This is a genomic window from Limnospira sp. PMC 289.06, assembly GCF_032350395.1.
In the GTDB taxonomy this organism is placed as follows: Bacteria; Cyanobacteriota; Cyanobacteriia; order Cyanobacteriales; family Microcoleaceae; genus Limnospira; species Limnospira platensis.
The window spans coordinates 1-19,619 of sequence record NZ_JARPLC010000098.1 but is presented as its reverse complement, the minus strand read 5'-3'; the positions used below and the strand labels follow the sequence as shown (position 1 = coordinate 19,619).

The following is a 19,619-nucleotide window of genomic DNA, read 5'->3' as shown; positions in this document are numbered from 1 at the left end:
AAAGTCAATCCCCGCGATTTGAGCCATAATGTTGGGTTGAGGCACGAAACCCAACCTACGAATAAAGCTGTGATGAGGTCGCCACTACTGACTCCCCTAGAATCACTGATAAGGTGACTGCTGTTAATCCGATTTTGATGAATTTATGTGGTTTAATCATGGGTTACTTGGTTTTTTTTGAGCATAATTAATAGTGCAGTGAAAGCATCACAATCTAGCTTTATTTGACGACGTAAACCCAACAGAAGCCAGCCATAATGTTGGGTTTCGTGCCTCAACCCAACCTACGAATTAAGCTACGAATCAAGCTGGGTGAGGGCGACAGGGGGATAATGGATACATGAAGGTTATAAGTCTATTAACTGCCCTGATGCAATAGGGTCCCTACGGTTACTGGTTCCTGGATTTCGGCTTGTGCTACTATGCCATTCCGGTCAATTATTCGGACTTTTCCTGTACTATTTACCCCTGTTAAGATTGTGCCACTGCTGACATTTCGTAAATCAATCCCCCCTAACCATAATTGGGCGTTACTACCACTTACCTGGGTAACAACTGCTTCGGCTGGCGGGTTCGGATTATTGATAAAATAAGGAGTTTGAAGTTGATAACCACTACCTACTTTGACTTCATAACGGGGCTGTTGATAGAAGTTTTTGGGAATTTCGGGGATGATTTTGGTAAATATCTGTTGTATATTACTATCAGAATTCCACATATAATGGGTTAATAAATAACTAAATAAGCCGCAGTCAAAACCATTGACATTAACTTCCCTCGCTAGTTGGTGGGGGGCTGTGGCTGATAATACTACGCCTTTGGCAACTCCGGTGCGGTAACCGTTAACAAATTCTTCCTGTGACATATTTAGGCGTGATAACCACTTTTGCTGATAGCTTCTTTCAGAGTCGGAAACTAGGACGTTTTGACCACCATCACGAGACCGGACTCGCGCTTCTCTGGTGGCACCTCCGGCAAAACAACTATCTAATACAACGGTGACGTTTTCGGTCTGTAAGGCGGACATTAATAAAAATAAGGTGTGCCCCATAATGTCTTTGACGCTTCCTGGTGTGTTAGGATATCCAGGGGGTAAATCACTATCGACGGGAACAAAGGTTCCGTTGAGTTGTTGGGTACTTCCTACTTCTCGGAAAATGGGTTGGGGGTCAAAAATGCGAGAACCATGCCCAGAATAGTGATAAACTACGACATCTCCGGGTTTGGCTTGTTTGATTAAGTATTCTTCAAAGGCGGTTAAAATGGCGTCTCTGGTGGCTTGTTTGTCTTCTAATATGTAGATGTCTTGGGGGTGAAAACCAAAGCGGTGGATGAGTAGTTCTCGCTGTAAATATATGTCGTTAATACAGCCGATTAAGGGATGTTGGGAATAGCTGTTAATTCCCACTAGCAAGGCGAGTTTGCGGGAGGTACTCTGGGCTAAGACTTGGCGATGGCGTTGGGTTTGTCGGTGAAATAAAACGGGGTCAATTCCTAGGGTGGCTAGGGCTGCACCTAGGAATTGCAGAAAGTGACGGCGAGTGGAATTATTCATGTCTTTACTTGGGATATTTCCATAAAGTTATATGAATATACACATGAGAAACCAAGATTATGATTCAACATCATAAAATGGGTAACTTATGGGGGTAAGGTGGTTCAACTGGTTTAACTGTTGGTGCGGAAATTATTATAACTGCTTTTATCCAGATATAACTATCATCAATTATTAATCAAATTTGATATTTTGGTGGTAGAGACTTGATGATGAGGGGCTGGGGGATAGGTGGGGGGTATCCCCGGAGTTGTGAAATTCCGAATATGGCTTACAATTGGTGACAACTCACTAATTGAATTTTTTAACGTTAGACCATGACTAACCAGACTACTACGAATGAAACTACTAACCCAGAAACTCCGGTTTCGGCTACTGAACCGCAACCGAGTTATGTTAAACTGGCAATGCGGAATATGGTTAGGAAAGGTTCAAAATCCCTATTTCACTTTTTCTTGACTACTATGGGTCTAATTGGCCTGCTGGTGGGTCTCGCCTATCTTACCCGTTAAACATTAAGTGCTGTAGGGGGGTGAGAAGGTGCAGTTAGAAGTTAATATTGAAGATAATTTCTGGTCTGGGAAAGATGGAGAGTCTATGACTTCTGGGGGACGAGGAGAAAAGGCGATCGCATCTGAAACCTGGGAATCATGGTTTCAGCAGTGGTTACAACAACTTGATCCGTATTTACCCCCAGCTAAGGGATATGAACTTAGTCTGCGTTTGACTGACGATAGGGAAATACAGGCATTTAACGCCCAATATAGGCAGTTAGACCAGGCTACAGATGTACTTTCCTTCGCCGCCCTAGAAACCAGCCTTGTGATGCCAGCAGAACACCTCTCATTGCATCCCTGCTATCTTGGGGATATAATCATCTCAGTCGAAACAGCATTTAGACAGGCACAACAGGCCAGACATAACCTTACAACCGAGTTAGCATGGTTGACGAGTCATGGCTTATTACACCTACTAGGGTGGGATCATCCCGACGATCGCAGTTTAACTCGAATGTTGGAGCAACAAAAAGCCCTCTTACAGAAGGTTAACCTACAAATTGGTTCAGGTTACGCCTGGGACTCGGAAGAAAATCTGAACTAAGCCACGATTGTGCTACATTGCACCCAGAATTGATCAGAAATCCTGATACTTCTCTTGAATGCTGATTTAAGGATACCCAACCATGAAACCTAAAAAAACCTGTGTTTCGGCACTTCCCACCCCCCTAGTAACTAGGTCCGCCAACTACGCTTACATTCCTACCCCCCCAGAGACTAAAACCACCAACCACCGAGTATCTCAGTCTTGGGCGATCGCCAATAACCTATTGGTTAGCTTTAAATACGCCTGGAATGGTGTGGCTTACGCATTCAGGACCCAGCGAAATTTTCGCATCCATACAGCCATAGGGACTTTAGCGGTCAGTCTCGGTTTCTGGTTGCATCTTAACTTTGTAGAAATTGCTATTATTGGTTTAACTATCAGCGCGGTGATGGCTTTAGAATTGTTAAACACAGCTATTGAGTCGGTGGTTGATTTAACAGTAGGAAAGTCCTACCATGAATTGGCACGCATTGCTAAAGACTGCGCGGCGGGTGCTGTGTTAATCTCGTCTTTGGCGGCTTTATTGGTGGCGGGAGTGCTGATTTTGCCAGCTTTGTTAACGGCGATGCAAGTTTGGCTGCAAGGAGTATAGACATTGATAATTGTTATTGATAACTATGATAGTTTCACCTATAACTTGGTGCAATATTTAGGGGAATTAGGGTCAGAAAACCCTGTATGCGATCGCATAGAAGTTTACCGAAACGATGGCATCACCGTTGAAGAAATTAGACAGAAAAAACCCGATGGTTTAGTCATTTCTCCCGGTCCCGGTCGCCCAGAAGATGCCGGAATTTCCCTAGCCATTATCCGAGAATTAGGCAAGACTTTACCGATTTTAGGGGTATGTCTCGGACATCAAAGCATCGGTCAAGCCTTCGGTGGCAAGATTATCTCAGCCCCAGAGTTGATGCACGGCAAAACCTCACCCATTCATCATAATGGCAAGGGGATATTTCGCGATTTAGAGAACCCCTTTACCGCGACGCGCTATCATAGTTTAGTCATAGACCCCCAAACCTGTCCGTCAGTCCTAGAAGTTACCGCCTGGGTGGATGATGGTACAATTATGGGGGTTCAACACCGCCATTATTCCCATATTCAGGGTGTACAATTTCACCCGGAAAGCATTTTAACAACTGCGGGAAAAACTTTACTAAAGAACTTCCTCAACAGTTGTCGGTTAATGGCAGTTGAAAGCTAATCAATTTGCGGTAAATTTGCGGTAATATTTTGGTCATATAATTTCTATGAAACGGCGACAGTTTATCAACCTAGCTAAAACCAGTGCCCTAGTTACCTTGGCTGGCGGTTTGGGGGCGCGGTGGCAGGTTTCCCAAGCCCAGACACCCAATGAATCTAACTTGACTATTCGCTGGCTTGGACATACCAGTTTTCTGTTTACTGGGGAGGGTTTGCGGATACTGGTAAATCCGTTTCGACAAATTGGATGTACCGCCGGATTTGGTAGCCCGAAAATAGAGACCGACCTGGTGTTAATTAGCAGTCGCTTACTTGATGAAGGGTCGATTGATGGGTTTCCTAATAATCCGGCGCTATTATATGAACCGGGGGTTTATCAATTTAATGGTACCCAAATTCAGGGTATTCGCACTATTAAAGACCGTGAACAAGGTCGCAGATTTGGTCAGAATGTCGCCTGGTTATGGACTCAGAGTGGCATCAGAATTCTGCACATGGGAGGGTTAGCAGGACCTATTAATATTGAAGAAAGGATTTTGATTGGTCGCCCGGATTTGTTGTTAATTCCTGTGGGTGGAGGTCCGAAGGCTTATACTCCCACGGAAGCGGCGGCGGTAATTGCTTCCCTCAATCCTAGATTGGTGATTCCTACCCACTATAAAACTCTGGCTGCAGATGTTAATAACTGCGATTTGGTTCCGGTTGATAATTTCCTTGATGTGATGAATAATGCAACTATTAGGAATGTTAATAGCGACACTTTAACTTTGACTCGCAGCCAGCTTGATGATGAGTTGACTATTAGGGTGATGAGCTATAATTTTAATAGTTCGGCATCAATTAATAATTAATAATTGTCTGGGCGGGTTCTGCTGGCAATTCTCATCCTCACGACCTGATTAATAAACCCGCCCTACCTCACCGGGTAATTACTCTCCCAGAAAGGGGCTTCGGAATGTAGTTTATGACTTGAGCAACTGCTATATGGCAGGTTGAGCGATCGCCAAGGATATGGGTATTCTATGAAAACATCAAATAATTTATATGAAGAAGATTTTTACCTCTGGACACAAATCACGGCTGAACAGTTAAAAGAAAATCAATTTACTCAAATTGATATCGCCAATTTGATTGAAGAAATTGAAAGTATGGGAAGAAGTGAAAAACGGGAATTAAAAAGCCGTTTAATTGTGTTATTAATGCACTTATTAAAATGGTACTATCAACCCACCAAACGGAGTGAGAGTTGGCGCAGCACCATGACAGAACAACGCATTTTTATTGAAGGTTTGTTAGAAGACAGTCCCAGTTTGAAACCTCTACTTTCAGCATTATTTAAAGATTGTTATCAAAAAGCACGTCTAAAAGCGTCCGATGAAACAGGAATTAAGTTAAATTTTTTGCCAAAGGAATCGCCGTTTAGTTTAGAGGAAACTTTAGAATCTAGCTATTAATAAAGGTAATATGGCTTCTATTAATAATTGTCGGGGCGGGTTCTGCTGGCAATTCTCAATTCCTCACGACTTGATGAATAAACCCGCCCTACCCCACAGGGGAATTACAGCCCTCACCCCATTAATTAATAATTAATAATTGTCGGGGCGGGTTCTGCTGGCAATTCTCATCCTCACGACTTGATGAATAAACCCGCCCTACCTTACAGACTGTGGCGGGGACGTTAATAACTGCGATTTTGTTCCCGTTGATAACTGACTTGATGTGATGACTAATACAACTATTAGGAATGTTAATAGCGACACTTTAACCTTGACTGGGAGCCAGCTTAATGATGATGGGTTGACTATGGGGGGTGATGAGCTATAATTTTAATAGTTCGGCTAATGGTGGAGATTTTCAGGGTGGGGTGCAGACAATTATCCCTGACCGGGGAAATAATTGTTGTAATGATGACTAGAATGGATTAATCAACTATCAGCTTCATTGGGGAGTGAAAAATATGGCTATCTGTAGTGGCACGAATTATCTGGGAAAAATTGCTGTGTGTCTGGGAATGGGAATGGTTCTCAGTATGTCGGTGGGGACTGGGAGGGCGATCGCTGAAAGTTCCCCAGAATTACAGTTTAATTGGGAATCGGAAAATCTGGGGGAATTTGCCCAATTTCCGAGCGATCGCGTTAGACGGGCTGTTAATCAAGATGTGGTTAATCTACTGCTAAATGATGGTCGTTTTAGTACCTTAGCCACTGTGTTAAGACTGACGGGATTAATGGATGTTCTCCGAAAAGATGGTGTGTTTACTATCTTAGCGCCCACGGATGAAGCCTTTTCTAAACTCCCCCGGACGGTTTTAGAAAATCTCCTCAAAGGAAATAATATCGAACAGTTAATTAGGATTATGAGGTATGATGGATATGACAGCGATGCCATGACCTCGGAGGAGTTAATCTATAGATATTTAACAACTCAGGAAAATTTGTCGATTCCGGTGGAGGTGGGTTCGGAAACTATCACAGTTGAAGGGTCTCATAGTATTGATTCTGATATTCAGACAGAAAATGGCTTAATTCAGGTAATTGAGCAATTAATGATTTTGACAAAATAATCGGCTCTGGTGTTACAATGGGGTGAGGCTAGATTGATGGTCAATAGCAGCCCTGAACTCTCAAGGAGATGATTTTGTGAACCAGGAACGACCAACCCTACAATTGAAATGGTCAGGAATTGGCAATTGGATCGTTGTTATAGGGATCATGGGTTTACTAGCCTCAGTTGGTTTGGGCTGGCTGGTAAACTCGATTCTCATTCTGATTGGTCTGGCTGTCATCACCCCCATTATTTTAGTGTTTGGGGCGCGTTGGTGGCTAAACCGGAATTTGATTGAGGATTCCTGTCCGGTCTGTTCCCATGAGTTTATAGCCCTAAATCAGACTCAATGTCAATGTCCGAATTGTGGTGAACCTATTCAAATTGAACAGGGACGTTTTACCCGCCTTACTCCACCAGGGACTATTGATGTTAAGGCGGTTGATGTTTCCTCCCGAGTCCTAGAAGATTGACAATATCAGTTAAAGGATGTTTAACAGTGTCTGAAAATCAGCTAAATGTCTTGGTTACAGGAGGGGCGGGTTATATTGGTTCCCATGGGGTGTTGGCTTTGCAACGGGCGGGTTATAATCCGATAGTTCTTGATAATTTGGTTTACGGACATCAAGAATTGGTGGAAAATGTGCTGAAGGTGGAATTAATCGAGGGAGATACTAACGATCGCCTTTTATTAGATCAGCTATTTTCTAGCCGGAAAATTGACGCGGTAATGCACTTCGCCGCCTATGCTTATGTGGGAGAGTCGGTAACTAATCCTGAGAAATATTATCGTAATAATGTGGTGGGAACTCTCACCCTTTTGGCGGCGATGAACTCAGCGGGAATTGATAAATTTGTGTTTTCTTCTACCTGTGCGACCTACGGGGTTCCCCAAATTATTCCGATTCCTGAAAACCACCCCCAAAATCCCATTAGTCCCTATGGCGCGAGTAAGCTAATGGTTGAACGAATTTTGGCGGATTTTGACGCGGCTTATAATTTGCGATCGGTCAGTTTTCGCTATTTTAATGCTGCTGGCGCTGACCCCAATGGATTACTGGGAGAAGACCACGACCCGGAAACTCATTTAATCCCCCTCACGTTATTTACAGCCCTAGGAAAACGGGATCATATCTCTATTTTTGGGACTGATTATCCGACTCCTGACGGTACTTGTATCCGCGATTATATCCATGTGAGTGATTTAGCAGATGCTCATGTTTTGGGGTTACAACATCTATTTTCGGGGGGGAAAACTGAGTTTTTTAACCTCGGAAATGGTAAGGGTTTCTCGGTTAAAGAAGTGATTGAAAGCGCCAGGGAAATCACGGGACGAGAGATTAAAACGGTAGAATGCGATCGCCGCCCCGGAGACCCCCCCAGTTTAGTGGGAACTAGCGAAAAAGCCCAGCAAATCTTAGGCTGGAATCCTCAATATTCCCAAATTCACGATATCATTAGCCATGCTTGGCAGTGGCATCAAAAACGTCATGGCTAACCCTTGACATTTGGGAAAATTTTTGATATGAGATAGTCAGCAATCCGATCGCCTGCCCCGGCTTCACCGAGACGGCGGCGACCATTAACGGCAATAGTGGCTAGTTGTGGGGGGTCCTGTAGAAGCGATCGCACCACTCCTGCCACTGCTTGGGGATTTTCAGCGAGAATTAGTGACGGACCGAGTAGGCGACTTTGTGCTTCAGCAAAAGCTGGCGTAAATTGGGGACCCTTTCCGGGAATAGCGATCGCTGGTTTTCCCAGACCGACAAACTGTTCCGTAGCCGTCCCCGCCATGGCGATCGCCATATCTCCCAGGTCGAGACAATCATTAAACCCCTCACGGGTCAGCACCATAGTGATATCATCGCCACGCTGAAACAATTGTTGTTCCTTGCTGCTATGACCATGCACTTTATCCCACCCAGTAGCTTGGAGGACCTCACAGAAGGGGTCTAAATCCAAACTAGGTGCGATCGCAGCCAAACACCGGAGGGGTGATATTTTTAGCTGCGATACTGCTGCTAGAATTAACCGCCAATTCTCATAGGCTTCTGGACTACGAGAACCCGGTAATAAAGTCAAGTTTAACACACCTGGTGGCGACGGCGCAATAATTCCCCCAGGTTCCAAATTATCCATCATCGGATTACCCAAATCAACAGCCGGAATTGACCACTTTTGCAGAGTTTCCGTCGTCAGTCCATCGCGGGGAAACACCCCCCGACAACGACGATGAGTCATTAACCAACGTTCCCAGGGTAAATATACCGAACCTGACCACCCCTCCCATTTTTGCCACCAGGACTGGCGAGATAACTTGCCGTTTTCATCCCGCAAATAATATTCAGATTTTGCCGTCCCCACAAAAGCATATTCTGCGCCACTTAACCAGGCTAAAAATAGGGGTACAATATCCCCCACCGCCAAAATAAATCCCCCCTCTTTCCCCCACTGGCGCACCGTCTGCACCTGGGAATATAATAACTGTAATAACCCCCCCTTTAAATCTCCCAGGAGTTGGGAACCGTCCATATAAATAAATCCCCCAGAGGGCATTTTTTGGACTCTACCAATAATCGGAATATCCGGTAATTGCTGATAGGCTTTCCCTTCCCCTACTAAGGGTAAAGCGGCTAGGTTATTAACTCGTTTTCGCAGATGTTGCAGTATTCTGACAGCGATGATATCTTCCCCGTGACCATTACTTAAACACAATAGTTTCATATTCCTGAATGCTGCATCAATTATAAGTCTCCAATTATAAGTCTAAAATTTCCTGGATTTTGGCGTTGAGTTGTTTTAATTTAACGGGTTTGGCTACATAATCATTTGCGCCAGCTTCTAGGCATTTTTCGCGATCGCCTGTCATAGCCAAGGCGGTTAAGGCAATAATTGGCACTTCGGTCATGGTGGGGATTTGGCGGATACGCTTAATCGCTTCTAAGCCATCTATTCCCGGCATTTGAATATCCATCAGAATTAAATTAGGAGATTCTGATTGTGCTAAATCAATCGCCTGTTGACCGTCCTTAGCAATAATTAAACGGTAGCCTTTAGCACCCAAATAACTCGACAAACTCATGATATTAGCTTCGTTATCTTCAGCAATTAAAATCAGGGGAGAAACTTGAGCCACCTCTTCAGTTGTCGTCAGGAACTCCGAGGTATTAGATGATAGGTGGGGGGTGTTAGTTCCAGTTAAGATATCATCACAAGGAATCTCAAAAATAAACTGACTTCCTGACCCCACTTTACTAATCACATTAACAGTACCTCCGTGCATTTCTACAATGCGTTTAACTAGGGATAATCCTAAACCTGTTCCCTCATATTGACGGTTGAGCGCACTATCAATTTGAGTAAAGGGTTTAAACAGTTTTGATAATTGTTCTTCATTAATACCAATTCCCGTATCAATCACAGCAAAACGGACTCGGGATTTATCGCTGTCTATCGGGGGTGGCTGTAACTTAACTTCCAGGCTGATTTTACCTCGGGATGGGGTGAATTTAACCGCGTTATTGAGGAGGTTAATTAACACTTGACGCAGGCGGCGTTCATCAATATATAAGTCTGGTAAGGCTTGGGGAATTTGTACATTAATGGAAATCCCTTTTTTAAAGGCTTGCTGCTTAATAAAAGCTATACTAGATTGACACAGGGGGCGAATCGAAGTATAATTAAGGTCTAGTTTCATTTCCCCGGCTTCAATTTTAGCCAGGTCTAAAATATCGTTAATTAATTCCAGGAGATGGCTGGCGCTGCGTTCAATAGTTTGTAATGCTTGTTTTTGCCGATCGCCTACAGTACCAAATACCTCTTCTTGCATACCCTCGGTCATTCCTAAAATAGCATTAAGGGGGGTGCGTAGTTCATGACTCATATTGGCGAGAAACTCATCTTTCAGACGGGTAGCGCGCATCAATTCCTGATTAGTCTGGCGCAATTTGGCTTCGGTTTCTTGGCGATCGCTAATATCTCGACAGACACAAATTAACAGCTTATCTTCCGTTAGGGTCAGAGATAATTCTTCCGCAAAACTCGTCCCGTCTTGACGAGTGGCGATCGCTTCTCCAGTCCAGTAGCGATCGCGCATTAAAATCGGGAAAACCTCATTTTCAAAGCGTTGAATTTCTGTAGGAGAATAGATTTTTCTCCAACTATGACCCACTAAATCTTCAGGTTCAGAATAACCAAACATAACCAAATGAGCGTGATTTACATACTGATACAAATCATCCTGAACAATGCCAATACCATCCCCCGCCGCTTCAATACTCGCCAACTGTTTAGCAATTTCCTGTTCAGCCGCCTTCTTAGCCTCTTCCGCCTCATTTCTTTTCCTGTGTAAACGATACCCTTCAATTAAATTGCCGCAGGTCACTAAAAAGGCTTGTAAATCATCAATCATTTCCTCATGATAGCCACCTGGTTTATTGGCAATTCCCACTATTCCCACCATGGTAGAACCGCTAAAAAACGGCAACCCCAAAAAACTATTTAAAGGCGGATGACCATTAGGAGTCCCTCCCCGGCGTGGGTCGCTGCTAGGACTGTTAGCTATAACAGGTTTCCCGGTCATAATTACCGCCCCAAATAAGGTATTCATATTATCAAATTCCATGCCTTTTTCATGGTTTTCTTGATAAAATTTCTCCGTGGCTTCATCCCAAGCCACATTACTTATGCTATGGGTTTTTAGATAAGGAACTCCCCGAATTTTGAGGAAAGTTTCTTCCATGGTTGCTCCCCCATTATCTCGGAACATTACCTCGCCAATAAAGCCATATTCACTATCAGTTAAAGTTAGCAAGCTGCTAAGTAAACCCTCAAAAATAGTTAGGCGATTTTCGGATGTTATAAACTGGGATTGTGCGATAGTAATTGACTGGAGGAGATTATGGTTTTTTTGTAAGGCTATTTGCGCCGATTTTAGGTCGGTAATATCAAATAAAGTTGAACGACTATAAAGATATTCACCTTGGGGATTATAAACGGCGCTAGAATTCAATAGTACCGGGAAAACATGACCATTACTACTAATCATCTCCAGCAACAGATCTTTGAGATATCCTTGCTGTTTAAATAACTCAAAATTACTCTCAAATATCTCTCCACTTTCAGGGGTGAGAAAATCTGCTAAACGTCTCCCAAGTAATTGTTCACGCGAGTATCCTAACCATTGCAGTTCCGTATCATTAATCTTGACATAGCGACCCTCAGCATCGAGGGAATGATAGCCACAGGGAGCCTTATTATATAGGTCTTCAATTTCATGGGAATAGTCTAATAGTCTAGCTTCCGCCTGTTTACGAGCGGTAATATCAAAGCGAATAGCTAAATATTGAGAGACTTTTTTCTGGGAATTTAAAAAAGGAACAATGGTACTTTCCGTCCAGTAAATAAAACCATTTTTAGAGCGATTACAAATTTCTCCATGCCAAACTTTACCACTAGAAATAGTCCGCCATAAATTCGTGAAAAAACTATGGGGATGGTATCCTGAGTTAATGATACGATGGGTTTTACCGATTAATTCTTCCTGGGAATAACCGGAAATTTCACAGAAGCGATTATTGGCGTAGGTAATCACTCCACTAGCATCAGTAACAGCGACGATCGCTGAATGGTCTATGGCTAACTTTAGATCTGATAACTCCCTTAGTAATTGTTGGCGGTCGGACTCGGCTTGTTTACTCTCGGTAATATCAACATTAGTACCGATCATCCTTTGAGGTTCTCCTTCGGGGTTGCGAATAATTAGAGCATTTGCTTTAATAAAAACTATAGAACCGTCAGGACGTACAATCCGAAATTCTGGATTAAATTCCCTTTCCCCTCGCAGACTTTCCTGTAAAATTGCCTGAGTTAATTCAGCGTCTTCTGGGTGTAGGGAGTTTTTCCATAATTCCACTGTCTGGGGACACTCTAAAGGTGAGACTCCATAAATTTTATACATCTGATCATCCCAGGTTAGATGATTCTGAGAAATATCCCAATCCCAAATTCCCATTTGGGCTGACTTAATCGCTAATTGTAGGCGATCGCTTAGGTGAGAAAGTTCCTGGGTTCGCTGTTTGACCGTCGCTTCTAAAGATTGATTAAGATCTTGTAATGCGGTTTCCGCTTTTTCCCGTTCACAAAGTGCCGCTTTCTGTTCGCTAATATCTGTAATAGTACCAACATAGCCATTTACTGTTTCTTCTACACTAAATTCCGGGACAATTTGACCAAACACCCACAACTGATTTTCCCCGGCTTCTAAACGATATTCTTCCTTAAATGGGTGATGATTTGCTTGAGTCTGTTTCCAGGCTTCATTAATGCGATCGCTATCTTCAGGATGTACAGAAATTTGCCAAGATAAACCAATTGTTTCCCCAGGAATACGTCCCGTCATCTGACAATATTCCTCATTCACATAGATACAATCACCCTCCTTATCCGTCCGAAAAACTCCCACCGGGATTAAATCTGTCAGAGTCGCATAACGTTCTTCTGTTTCTTGTAAATAGGTTTGAATTTTTTGGCGTTCTTGTAGTTCCTTTTGTAATTCATCGTAGGCGATCGCTTGTTGAATAGCGATCGCTACCTGTAGCGCCAACTGTTGCACCATCTGGATTTCTTCTGATGACCACAGCCGCGTATTACTGCATTGATGAATCGCAAATAAACCCCACAAACTCTGAGATGGGCTTTCCGCTTCATGGTTAGATAAAACAATAGGAACTACTAAATTCGCTCGCACTTCCAATTGTTTTAACAGAGATAAATGACACTCACTTAATCCCACCTGATCAATATCTGCTGCTACGAAAATATCTCCGTCTTGATAGATTGATAGGTTGTCCTCAAAACAGGTATCTTTAATATTTTTATCGAAACAGGATGTATAGGGTTCGACTACTGATTCCGCTACGATATCACCGCTAAAATCTGCCTTAAATTGGTAGATTAACACCCGATCACAATTTAACAAAATGCGGACTTGTTTAACCGTTTCATCCAAAATTTCCGGTAAATTTAACCAAGACCTAATCCGGGTGGTAATCTCAAATACCAGTTGTTCTCTATGGTGCGCCTGTTCTAGTTCTAAAGTCCGTTTTTTGACCTGCTCATCTAGCTGGTGCGCCTGATTTTCTAAAAGCCTAATTTTTTCTAATTTCAACTCCGATATGCGACCCTCTAAAATCTCCGTCATTTTATACAGTTCCAGAGGATTTAGCACTTTTAGCATACTGGTTTGGGTCACTATCCCTAACAGTTCACCATGGGAACCTGTCACTAGAACTCGCCGGATATATTGGGATGACATCAACTCATGAATTCTCCACAGATTCTCATTTTTTGCTACCGAGAACACTGGGGTACTCATTAACTGTTGACTGCTATAGTTTTCTAAGTCTAAGCAGAAGGTATTAAACTTGACAATATCTCCCTCGGTCAGGATCCCGACCGGAACATTGACATCCGTTGAATTGTTCACGAAATCGGTTTCTACTAAAACTACACAATTGACCCGGTATTGTGTCATTAAACAGGCAATTTCTAGCAGGTTACTCTCAGGACTAGCACAAATAACCTCTGTTGTCATTACCTCTTCTACCGTTCGTAATCTCAGCAGGTCTATGGGGTGGCTAATATAACGCAGAGTTTCATGGGTTATTAACCCTACTAGGCGATCGCTATCATCCACTAGCGGTAGGTGGCAGATTTGATTTTTCCTCAGCAAATCAATCACTTCAAAAAAGTTGCTCAATTCTGACTCCCTCCAGCTTAATACTGAGGCGGTCATGACTTCCCCTACCAATAACTGCTCTAAGGGTCTTTTTTCTGTACAGAGTCGGATGATATCTCCCTGAGTCAGAATACCTACTAATTGCTCCCCTTCTACTACCAAGACACAACTGGAACGCGCCTCTCCATAAACTTCCTCTAATAGAACACTGGCTTTTGATGATATACTACAACTGGTGCGACTTTCACTCATCAGCGCGATCGCTTCCCTCACCGTTGTTTCTACTGTTACTAATAACGGCTCTCTAATAATCGCGCTTTCTAATTCTGTCGGCGTATATGATGAGTTGCTTGCCATTGTTTTTCGCTACCGGGCTTGCTATTGATAAACTGCTGCTCTATATACCTCTCAATTATAAGTTCAATAACTCTTTCTGTCAACCAATTAACTTAATCTTGAGGTGGAGCCCTTGCCAAAGTCGGTTAAATGTGATAAGGTAATCCCCCAGGGGTTAACTTAGGTTAATTATCAGCAAACATATATATTTTTTTAAGCCAATAAAATGCGGGAACTATTTTTTGATTTTGAAGATTTCCAAACTCGAAACTTTGCACCCATTGGCACAATCGATGGGGTGAGATTTTCCCCCAATGCCATAGCTTTGGTTAGCCTTGATGAAGAGGGAGAAGGCTTATTTAATGCTACCAGAACTTCCCCCCCCGGTACCACGGTTATATCCTATGCCGAGGCGATTATTAACACCGAAGATGCCGAAGATTCCGAACAGATAGAAGTCAATGAGTTAGTCACAGGCGATCGCATTACCATTGACCTCAGAAATTTATCACCATCAGGTATAGGATGGGGTAACTTTTCCTTTTTCTATACCTCCCCTAACCGAGAACATATCGTCGAAATATTTGACCGAGAAGGCAATTCTCTAGGGAGTGGCGTTTTATTTTCCACCCCCGGAGAAACCTTTAACGAATTTCTGCGCTTTAGTACCACCCTACCTCCTAACACCGGAATTATTGCCATTGGTTCCGAAGCCACCGAATTAGCCATAGATAATATTAGAATCTCCTATTTTAGCACTCTAATTGCTGACCCCATTATCACCTCAACCCCCACCTTAGTTGTAAGTACACAAAATAATGATTTTCTCCAAGCCGCACAACCCAGATTAACTATACCCCTACCGCCAGATCTTATTAGCGACGAAAAAGTTATCACTAATATTGGTAATGTCAATAACGGCAGTGCTACCATTCTCCCTGGGGGAGTCGGAGTAGAATTTATCCCCGATACAACCTCCCTTGGCGGTTTTGGTAGCTTCGATTATACATTGCGCGATCGCCACAACCAATTTGCTACTGCTACCGCCACCATTAATTTTCGGCCAGTAACAGCCATGCAAGGGAGAGATGGAAATGATACCCTAATTGGTGATCAATTCGACCAAACCCTGGACGGCGGCCCCGGAAACGACTCTATCTTAGGGGGAAGTGGTAACGATACCCTCTTAGGGGGTCCTGGTGATGATACCCTCTTTGGTCAAGGTGGAAACGATCGCCTACAAGCCGGCTCAGGTAATAACCTCCTTTATGGCGGCGTGGGTAACGATACCCTGTTGGGGGGTGTTGGTAATGATTCTCTATTTGGGGGTTTAGGGGATGACCTCCTACAAGCCGGCTCAGGAGATAATATCCTTGATGGTGGCGCGGGTAATGATACCCTGTTGGGGGGTATTGGTAATAATTCCTTATTTGGGGGCGAGGGGAATGATTGCTTATCTGGTGGTGGCGGGAATAATTGGCTAGAAGGTGGTGCTGGCGTAAACACCCTCACCGCTGGGACAGGAAATGATACCTTAGTTTACCTGTCTCCTAATGATAGGGGAACGCAACCCGATCGCATCTTAAACTTTACACCAAATAGCGATCGCCTAGTTTTTCAAAGTCAATCCCTAGACCAAGGTGGTTTTGGTTTATCCGCTCTCAATAGCGACACCCAAACCCTCAACCCCCAACAGTTTACCACCAATCGAGAATCCCTACCCGAAGATACAGAAATCCCCATTCTCCTTTACGATACCACTACCGGACTTCTCGAGTACGACATAGACGGCTTGGGAACCTCTCCACCCATAGCGATCGCACAGTTACAATCAGAAGATGGTAGCATCCCCAATTTATCCCCCAATGATATTATCCTAGTTGATCCCGTTTCATTGGCTCGCCCCGAAACCGTCAACATCATCGCCAGAGAAGTTCGCGCCGCCACTCCCCAGGAAATAAACGGCAGCGACTCTGATGATACCATTTTTGCGATCGCACCAGAACCCTTTAATCCCGTCGAAATTCCAGTTTTAGCCAATGATAGTCCTGAGACAGGTCTATTTATCAGCAGCGTCAGCAACATCACCGGCGGCGACGTAGTTCTACTCAATGATAACACCATTGTCAGATTTACCCCCACATTACCAGGCGGAACCCAAGCCAGCTTTACCTATACCGCCAGTGATGGCAACACCCAAGATAGTGCTAATGTATTTATCGATATCCTTCCCGTCACCCGTATTAACGGCTTAGGTGGCGATGATGTTTTGGTCGGAAGTTCAGCACCCGATCTCCTCTATGGCGGCGCGGGTAATGATTCCCTTTTCGGAGATAGTGGTAATGATACCCTAGTCGGTGGTAGTGGTGCCGATACCCTTTCCGGTGGAGATGGTGATGATGTAGTCTATGGTGGTTCAGGACCCGATCTCCTCTATGGCGGCGCGGGTAATGATTGCTTGTTCGGAGAAACAGGCGATGATACCCTAGTCGGTGGTAGTGGTGCCGATACCCTCAAAGGTGGCGGCGGCAATGATCTCCTTTATGGTGGTTCAGGACCCGATCTCCTTTATGGCGGACAGGGTGATGATTCCCTATTCGGAGAAGCCGGCGATGATACCCTTTTCGGAGATAGTGGTAATGATACCCTAGTCGGTGGTAGTGGTGAAGATGTACTCTATGGCGGTCTGGGAAATGACCTGCTATATGGAGGTTCTGGTAATGATATTATCTATGGCGGACAGGGTGATGATTTCCTATTAGGAGATGATGGAGATGATACCCTCTTTGGAGGTGCCGGAAATGATACCTTATTTGGAGGTGCTGGAAATGATGTTTTTGCCTATATTTCTCGCAGTCAAATCACTACCGGAACTGATTTAATTTTGGACTTTGAAGCCGGAAGCGATCGCATCTTATTTGACCGGGAGCAATTCGGCTTTATTCAGATAGGTACTACCCCCGAAAATAGCCTGAGTCCTCAACAATTTATTCTCGTCGAAACCGGAACTTATCAAGATAATCTCAGCCTCATAAATAGTCCCATTCTCGCCTATGAATTACAGACCGGAAACCTCATCTATGACCCCGACGGTTCAGGAACACAACCCCCCGAAATTATTGCTAATTTACAAGGAACACCTACCCTATCTGTTAACGATATCATCTTGATTGGTATAGCCGGAGATGATACCCTACCAGACATAGATGATGATGATCCTACAGATGAAGACCCTAGAAATGTCACCGCCTTCGCCTTAATTAATGGTACTCCCGGAAATGATGCGATCGCCGTTTCTGATACCATCAATGCTGTAGACTTTGTTGGGGTTCCCGTCACCATTCCCGCTTCTGATAATGAACGCATCGCCGTCATAAATACCATCACCGATTTAATCGGCGGAAATGTGAATATCCTAGAAGGCGGTACAGCCGCCGAGTTTATTCCCACCCTCCCCGGCGGAAATATTGGCAGTTTTAGTTATGAAGCGATCGACTCCCAAGGAAATCTAATTAGAGTTCCCGTTAATGTTAATATTCTCACCGCCATAGATGGTAATTTAGGAGATGATACCCTCATTGGTTCTGATGGTAATGACTCCCTATTTGGTAATCTTGGTAATGATTGTTTAATTGGTGGTGCTGGTGATGATACCCTCGTCGGTGGTGAAGGAAGCGATACCTTTGCTTATCTATCTCCTAATCAAATTAATTTAGGAGTTGACCTAATTGTTGATTTTACCCCCGGAAGCGATCGCCTTTTATTTGACCGTGATCAATTCCGCTTCACTCAAATAGGTACTACCCCCCAAAATAGCCTCAGTCCTGAACAATTTATTTTCCTCGAAACCGGAGAATTGAATCCCGATAATCTCGGCACCATTAGCAGCCCCATTCTCGCCTATGAATTAGAAACCGGAACCCTCATATATGACCCCGACGCTTCAGGAGTACAACCCCCCGTAACCGTCGCTACACTTATCGGTAATCCTCCATTATCTATTGATGATATATTGCTCATTGGAACCACCACAGATACACTGACACCTCCCGACGACGACGAAACTTTTGTTGATGACTCTTTAATCGCTAACCCCAACTTTGCTACCACCCCTAGTCTCGTAATAGGTACTCCCGGAAATGATACTATTTTCGCAGAGGGCACCAGCTTAAACCGCATTGAAATTCCTGTACTAGACAATGATAGTCCCGTCGGTGGATTAACCATTAATAGCATCAGTGGTGTCAGCGGAGGACAAGTTAATATTCTCCCAGGTAATACCTCCGTTGAGTTTATCCCCCTTCTCCCAGGACCATTTGGTGGTCAATTTACCTATACCGCACAAGACTCCCTAGGAAATACCGCCTCCGCTTTGGTTAGCGTTAGTATCGCAACAGTGGACACCATTGATGGTAATGCAGGTGATGATTTTCTCGCCGGTCACTTAGGTCCTATTGTTTTAATTGGCGGTCCTGGTAATGATACTCTTCTAGGTAGCGCCTTCGGTAATGACCTGCTATTGGGTAATGAGGGTAATGATTCTTTAGTTGGTGGTCCTGGTGATAATACTCTTATAGGTGGTCTTGGCGATGATGTTCTCATCGGTGGTCCTGGTAATGATACCCTAGTCGGAGGGTCTGGTGGTAATACTCTCACAGGTTTGGGAGGAAATAATGTTTTCCTCTACTCCTCTACTAATGATGTCTTATTATCAGCCTCTGATTTGATTACCGATTTTGTCCCCGGTCGCGATACTTTACAGTTTAACGATGAGTTTATCTTGGCTGACCCCTTATTTGTGGTCACTGATACACTCACCGAAGCTGACACCCTACTCGATACCCTACCCGTATCGCAACCTGTAATTATTTATGAACGACTAACCGGACAGTTAATCTATGATAGTAATGCTGACGGACTCGGGGGAGGATCTATTATTGCTCAGTTTACCCCCGACGAATCTGGTGCTTTCCCCAATATCTCAGATACAGTAAGAGATGATTCCTCAATTCTGATTTTCTAAGATTATCCTTATCCTTACCCCCCTCTCCCAGAGGGCGGGTTTATCAATATTGTCGCTGGGAGTCGCTGGGAATTGAAGATTGACACCACAACCGGCCAGAGGGCGGGTTTATCAAT

The 19,619-nt window shown here is 43.9% G+C and carries 13 protein-coding genes; 10 read left to right on the top strand and 3 right to left on the bottom strand.

Annotated features, from left to right (window positions below):
- Positions 1-358 precede the first annotated feature (358 nt).
- A complete protein-coding gene (locus P5674_RS17630; RefSeq protein ID WP_014275121.1) occupies positions 359-1,555 on the bottom strand; it encodes a caspase family protein in 1,197 nt (398 codons plus the stop codon).
- A 317-nt stretch (positions 1,556-1,872) separates the two neighbouring features.
- On the opposite strand from P5674_RS17630, the gene P5674_RS17625 reads away from it, so the two are divergent.
- From P5674_RS17625 to galE, 9 genes are all read left to right on the top strand, one after another.
- Positions 1,873-2,067 (top strand): DUF3285 domain-containing protein, encoded by a 195-nt coding sequence (locus P5674_RS17625; protein ID WP_014275120.1) that lies wholly within the window; start codon positions 1,873-1,875, stop codon positions 2,065-2,067.
- Between the two features lie 28 nt (positions 2,068-2,095).
- Positions 2,096-2,656, top strand: a complete 561-nt coding sequence (gene ybeY / locus P5674_RS17620) for an rRNA maturation RNase YbeY (RefSeq protein WP_014275119.1) — start codon at positions 2,096-2,098, stop codon at positions 2,654-2,656.
- 82 nt (positions 2,657-2,738) lie between these two features.
- Complete coding sequence (locus P5674_RS17615) at positions 2,739-3,251, top strand: diacylglycerol kinase family protein (RefSeq protein WP_006616983.1); 513 nt, start codon at positions 2,739-2,741, stop codon at positions 3,249-3,251.
- 3 nt (positions 3,252-3,254) lie between these two features.
- Positions 3,255-3,863: an anthranilate synthase component II gene (locus tag P5674_RS17610; protein ID WP_006616982.1), complete on the top strand. Its 609-nt coding sequence runs from the start codon at positions 3,255-3,257 to the stop codon at positions 3,861-3,863.
- Between the two features lie 46 nt (positions 3,864-3,909).
- A complete protein-coding gene (locus P5674_RS17605) occupies positions 3,910-4,713 on the top strand; it encodes an MBL fold metallo-hydrolase (protein WP_006616981.1) in 804 nt (267 codons plus the stop codon).
- 171 nt (positions 4,714-4,884) lie between these two features.
- Positions 4,885-5,316: a DUF29 domain-containing protein gene (locus tag P5674_RS17600; protein WP_014275118.1), complete on the top strand. Its 432-nt coding sequence runs from the start codon at positions 4,885-4,887 to the stop codon at positions 5,314-5,316.
- A gap of 503 nt (positions 5,317-5,819) precedes the next feature.
- Positions 5,820-6,425, top strand: coding sequence for a fasciclin domain-containing protein (locus P5674_RS17595; protein WP_014275117.1), 606 nt, complete (start codon positions 5,820-5,822; stop codon positions 6,423-6,425).
- Between the two features lie 76 nt (positions 6,426-6,501).
- A complete protein-coding gene (locus P5674_RS17590) occupies positions 6,502-6,879 on the top strand; it encodes a hypothetical protein (RefSeq protein WP_014275116.1) in 378 nt (125 codons plus the stop codon).
- A 26-nt stretch (positions 6,880-6,905) separates the two neighbouring features.
- Positions 6,906-7,904, top strand: a complete 999-nt coding sequence (gene galE / locus P5674_RS17585) for a UDP-glucose 4-epimerase GalE (RefSeq protein WP_014275115.1) — start codon at positions 6,906-6,908, stop codon at positions 7,902-7,904.
- Here the strand turns inward: galE and P5674_RS17580 are convergent.
- Positions 7,901-9,130, bottom strand: coding sequence for a lipid-A-disaccharide synthase-related protein (locus P5674_RS17580; RefSeq protein ID WP_062945697.1), 1,230 nt, complete (start codon positions 9,128-9,130; stop codon positions 7,901-7,903). The genes galE and P5674_RS17580 overlap by 4 nt on opposite strands.
- Positions 9,131-9,164: 34 nt before the next feature.
- On the bottom strand, positions 9,165-14,501 hold the full coding sequence (locus P5674_RS17575) for a PAS domain S-box protein (RefSeq protein ID WP_062945696.1): 5,337 nt from the start codon (positions 14,499-14,501) through the stop codon (positions 9,165-9,167).
- A gap of 205 nt (positions 14,502-14,706) precedes the next feature.
- Between P5674_RS17575 and P5674_RS17570 the strand changes: the two genes are divergently transcribed.
- Positions 14,707-19,503, top strand: a complete 4,797-nt coding sequence (locus tag P5674_RS17570) for a calcium-binding protein (protein ID WP_190490295.1) — start codon at positions 14,707-14,709, stop codon at positions 19,501-19,503.
- The last annotated feature ends 116 nt before the right edge of the window (positions 19,504-19,619 follow it).

What these genes read in the sequence shown, in the direction of transcription:
- P5674_RS17600 (WP_014275118.1), top strand. Translation starts at nt 4,885, where the DNA reads ATGAAAACATCAAATAATTTATATGAAGAAGATTTTTACCTCTGGACA.
- P5674_RS17615 (WP_006616983.1), top strand. Translation starts at nt 2,739, where the DNA reads ATGAAACCTAAAAAAACCTGTGTTTCGGCACTTCCCACCCCCCTAGTA.
- P5674_RS17570 (WP_190490295.1), top strand. Translation starts at nt 14,707, where the DNA reads ATGCGGGAACTATTTTTTGATTTTGAAGATTTCCAAACTCGAAACTTT.
- P5674_RS17605 (WP_006616981.1), top strand. Translation starts at nt 3,910, where the DNA reads ATGAAACGGCGACAGTTTATCAACCTAGCTAAAACCAGTGCCCTAGTT.
- P5674_RS17575 (WP_062945696.1), bottom strand. Translation starts at nt 14,501, where the DNA reads ATGGCAAGCAACTCATCATATACGCCGACAGAATTAGAAAGCGCGATT.
- P5674_RS17580 (WP_062945697.1), bottom strand. Translation starts at nt 9,130, where the DNA reads ATGAAACTATTGTGTTTAAGTAATGGTCACGGGGAAGATATCATCGCT.
- P5674_RS17595 (WP_014275117.1), top strand. Translation starts at nt 5,820, where the DNA reads ATGGCTATCTGTAGTGGCACGAATTATCTGGGAAAAATTGCTGTGTGT.
- P5674_RS17630 (WP_014275121.1), bottom strand. Translation starts at nt 1,555, where the DNA reads ATGAATAATTCCACTCGCCGTCACTTTCTGCAATTCCTAGGTGCAGCC.
- P5674_RS17625 (WP_014275120.1), top strand. Translation starts at nt 1,873, where the DNA reads ATGACTAACCAGACTACTACGAATGAAACTACTAACCCAGAAACTCCG.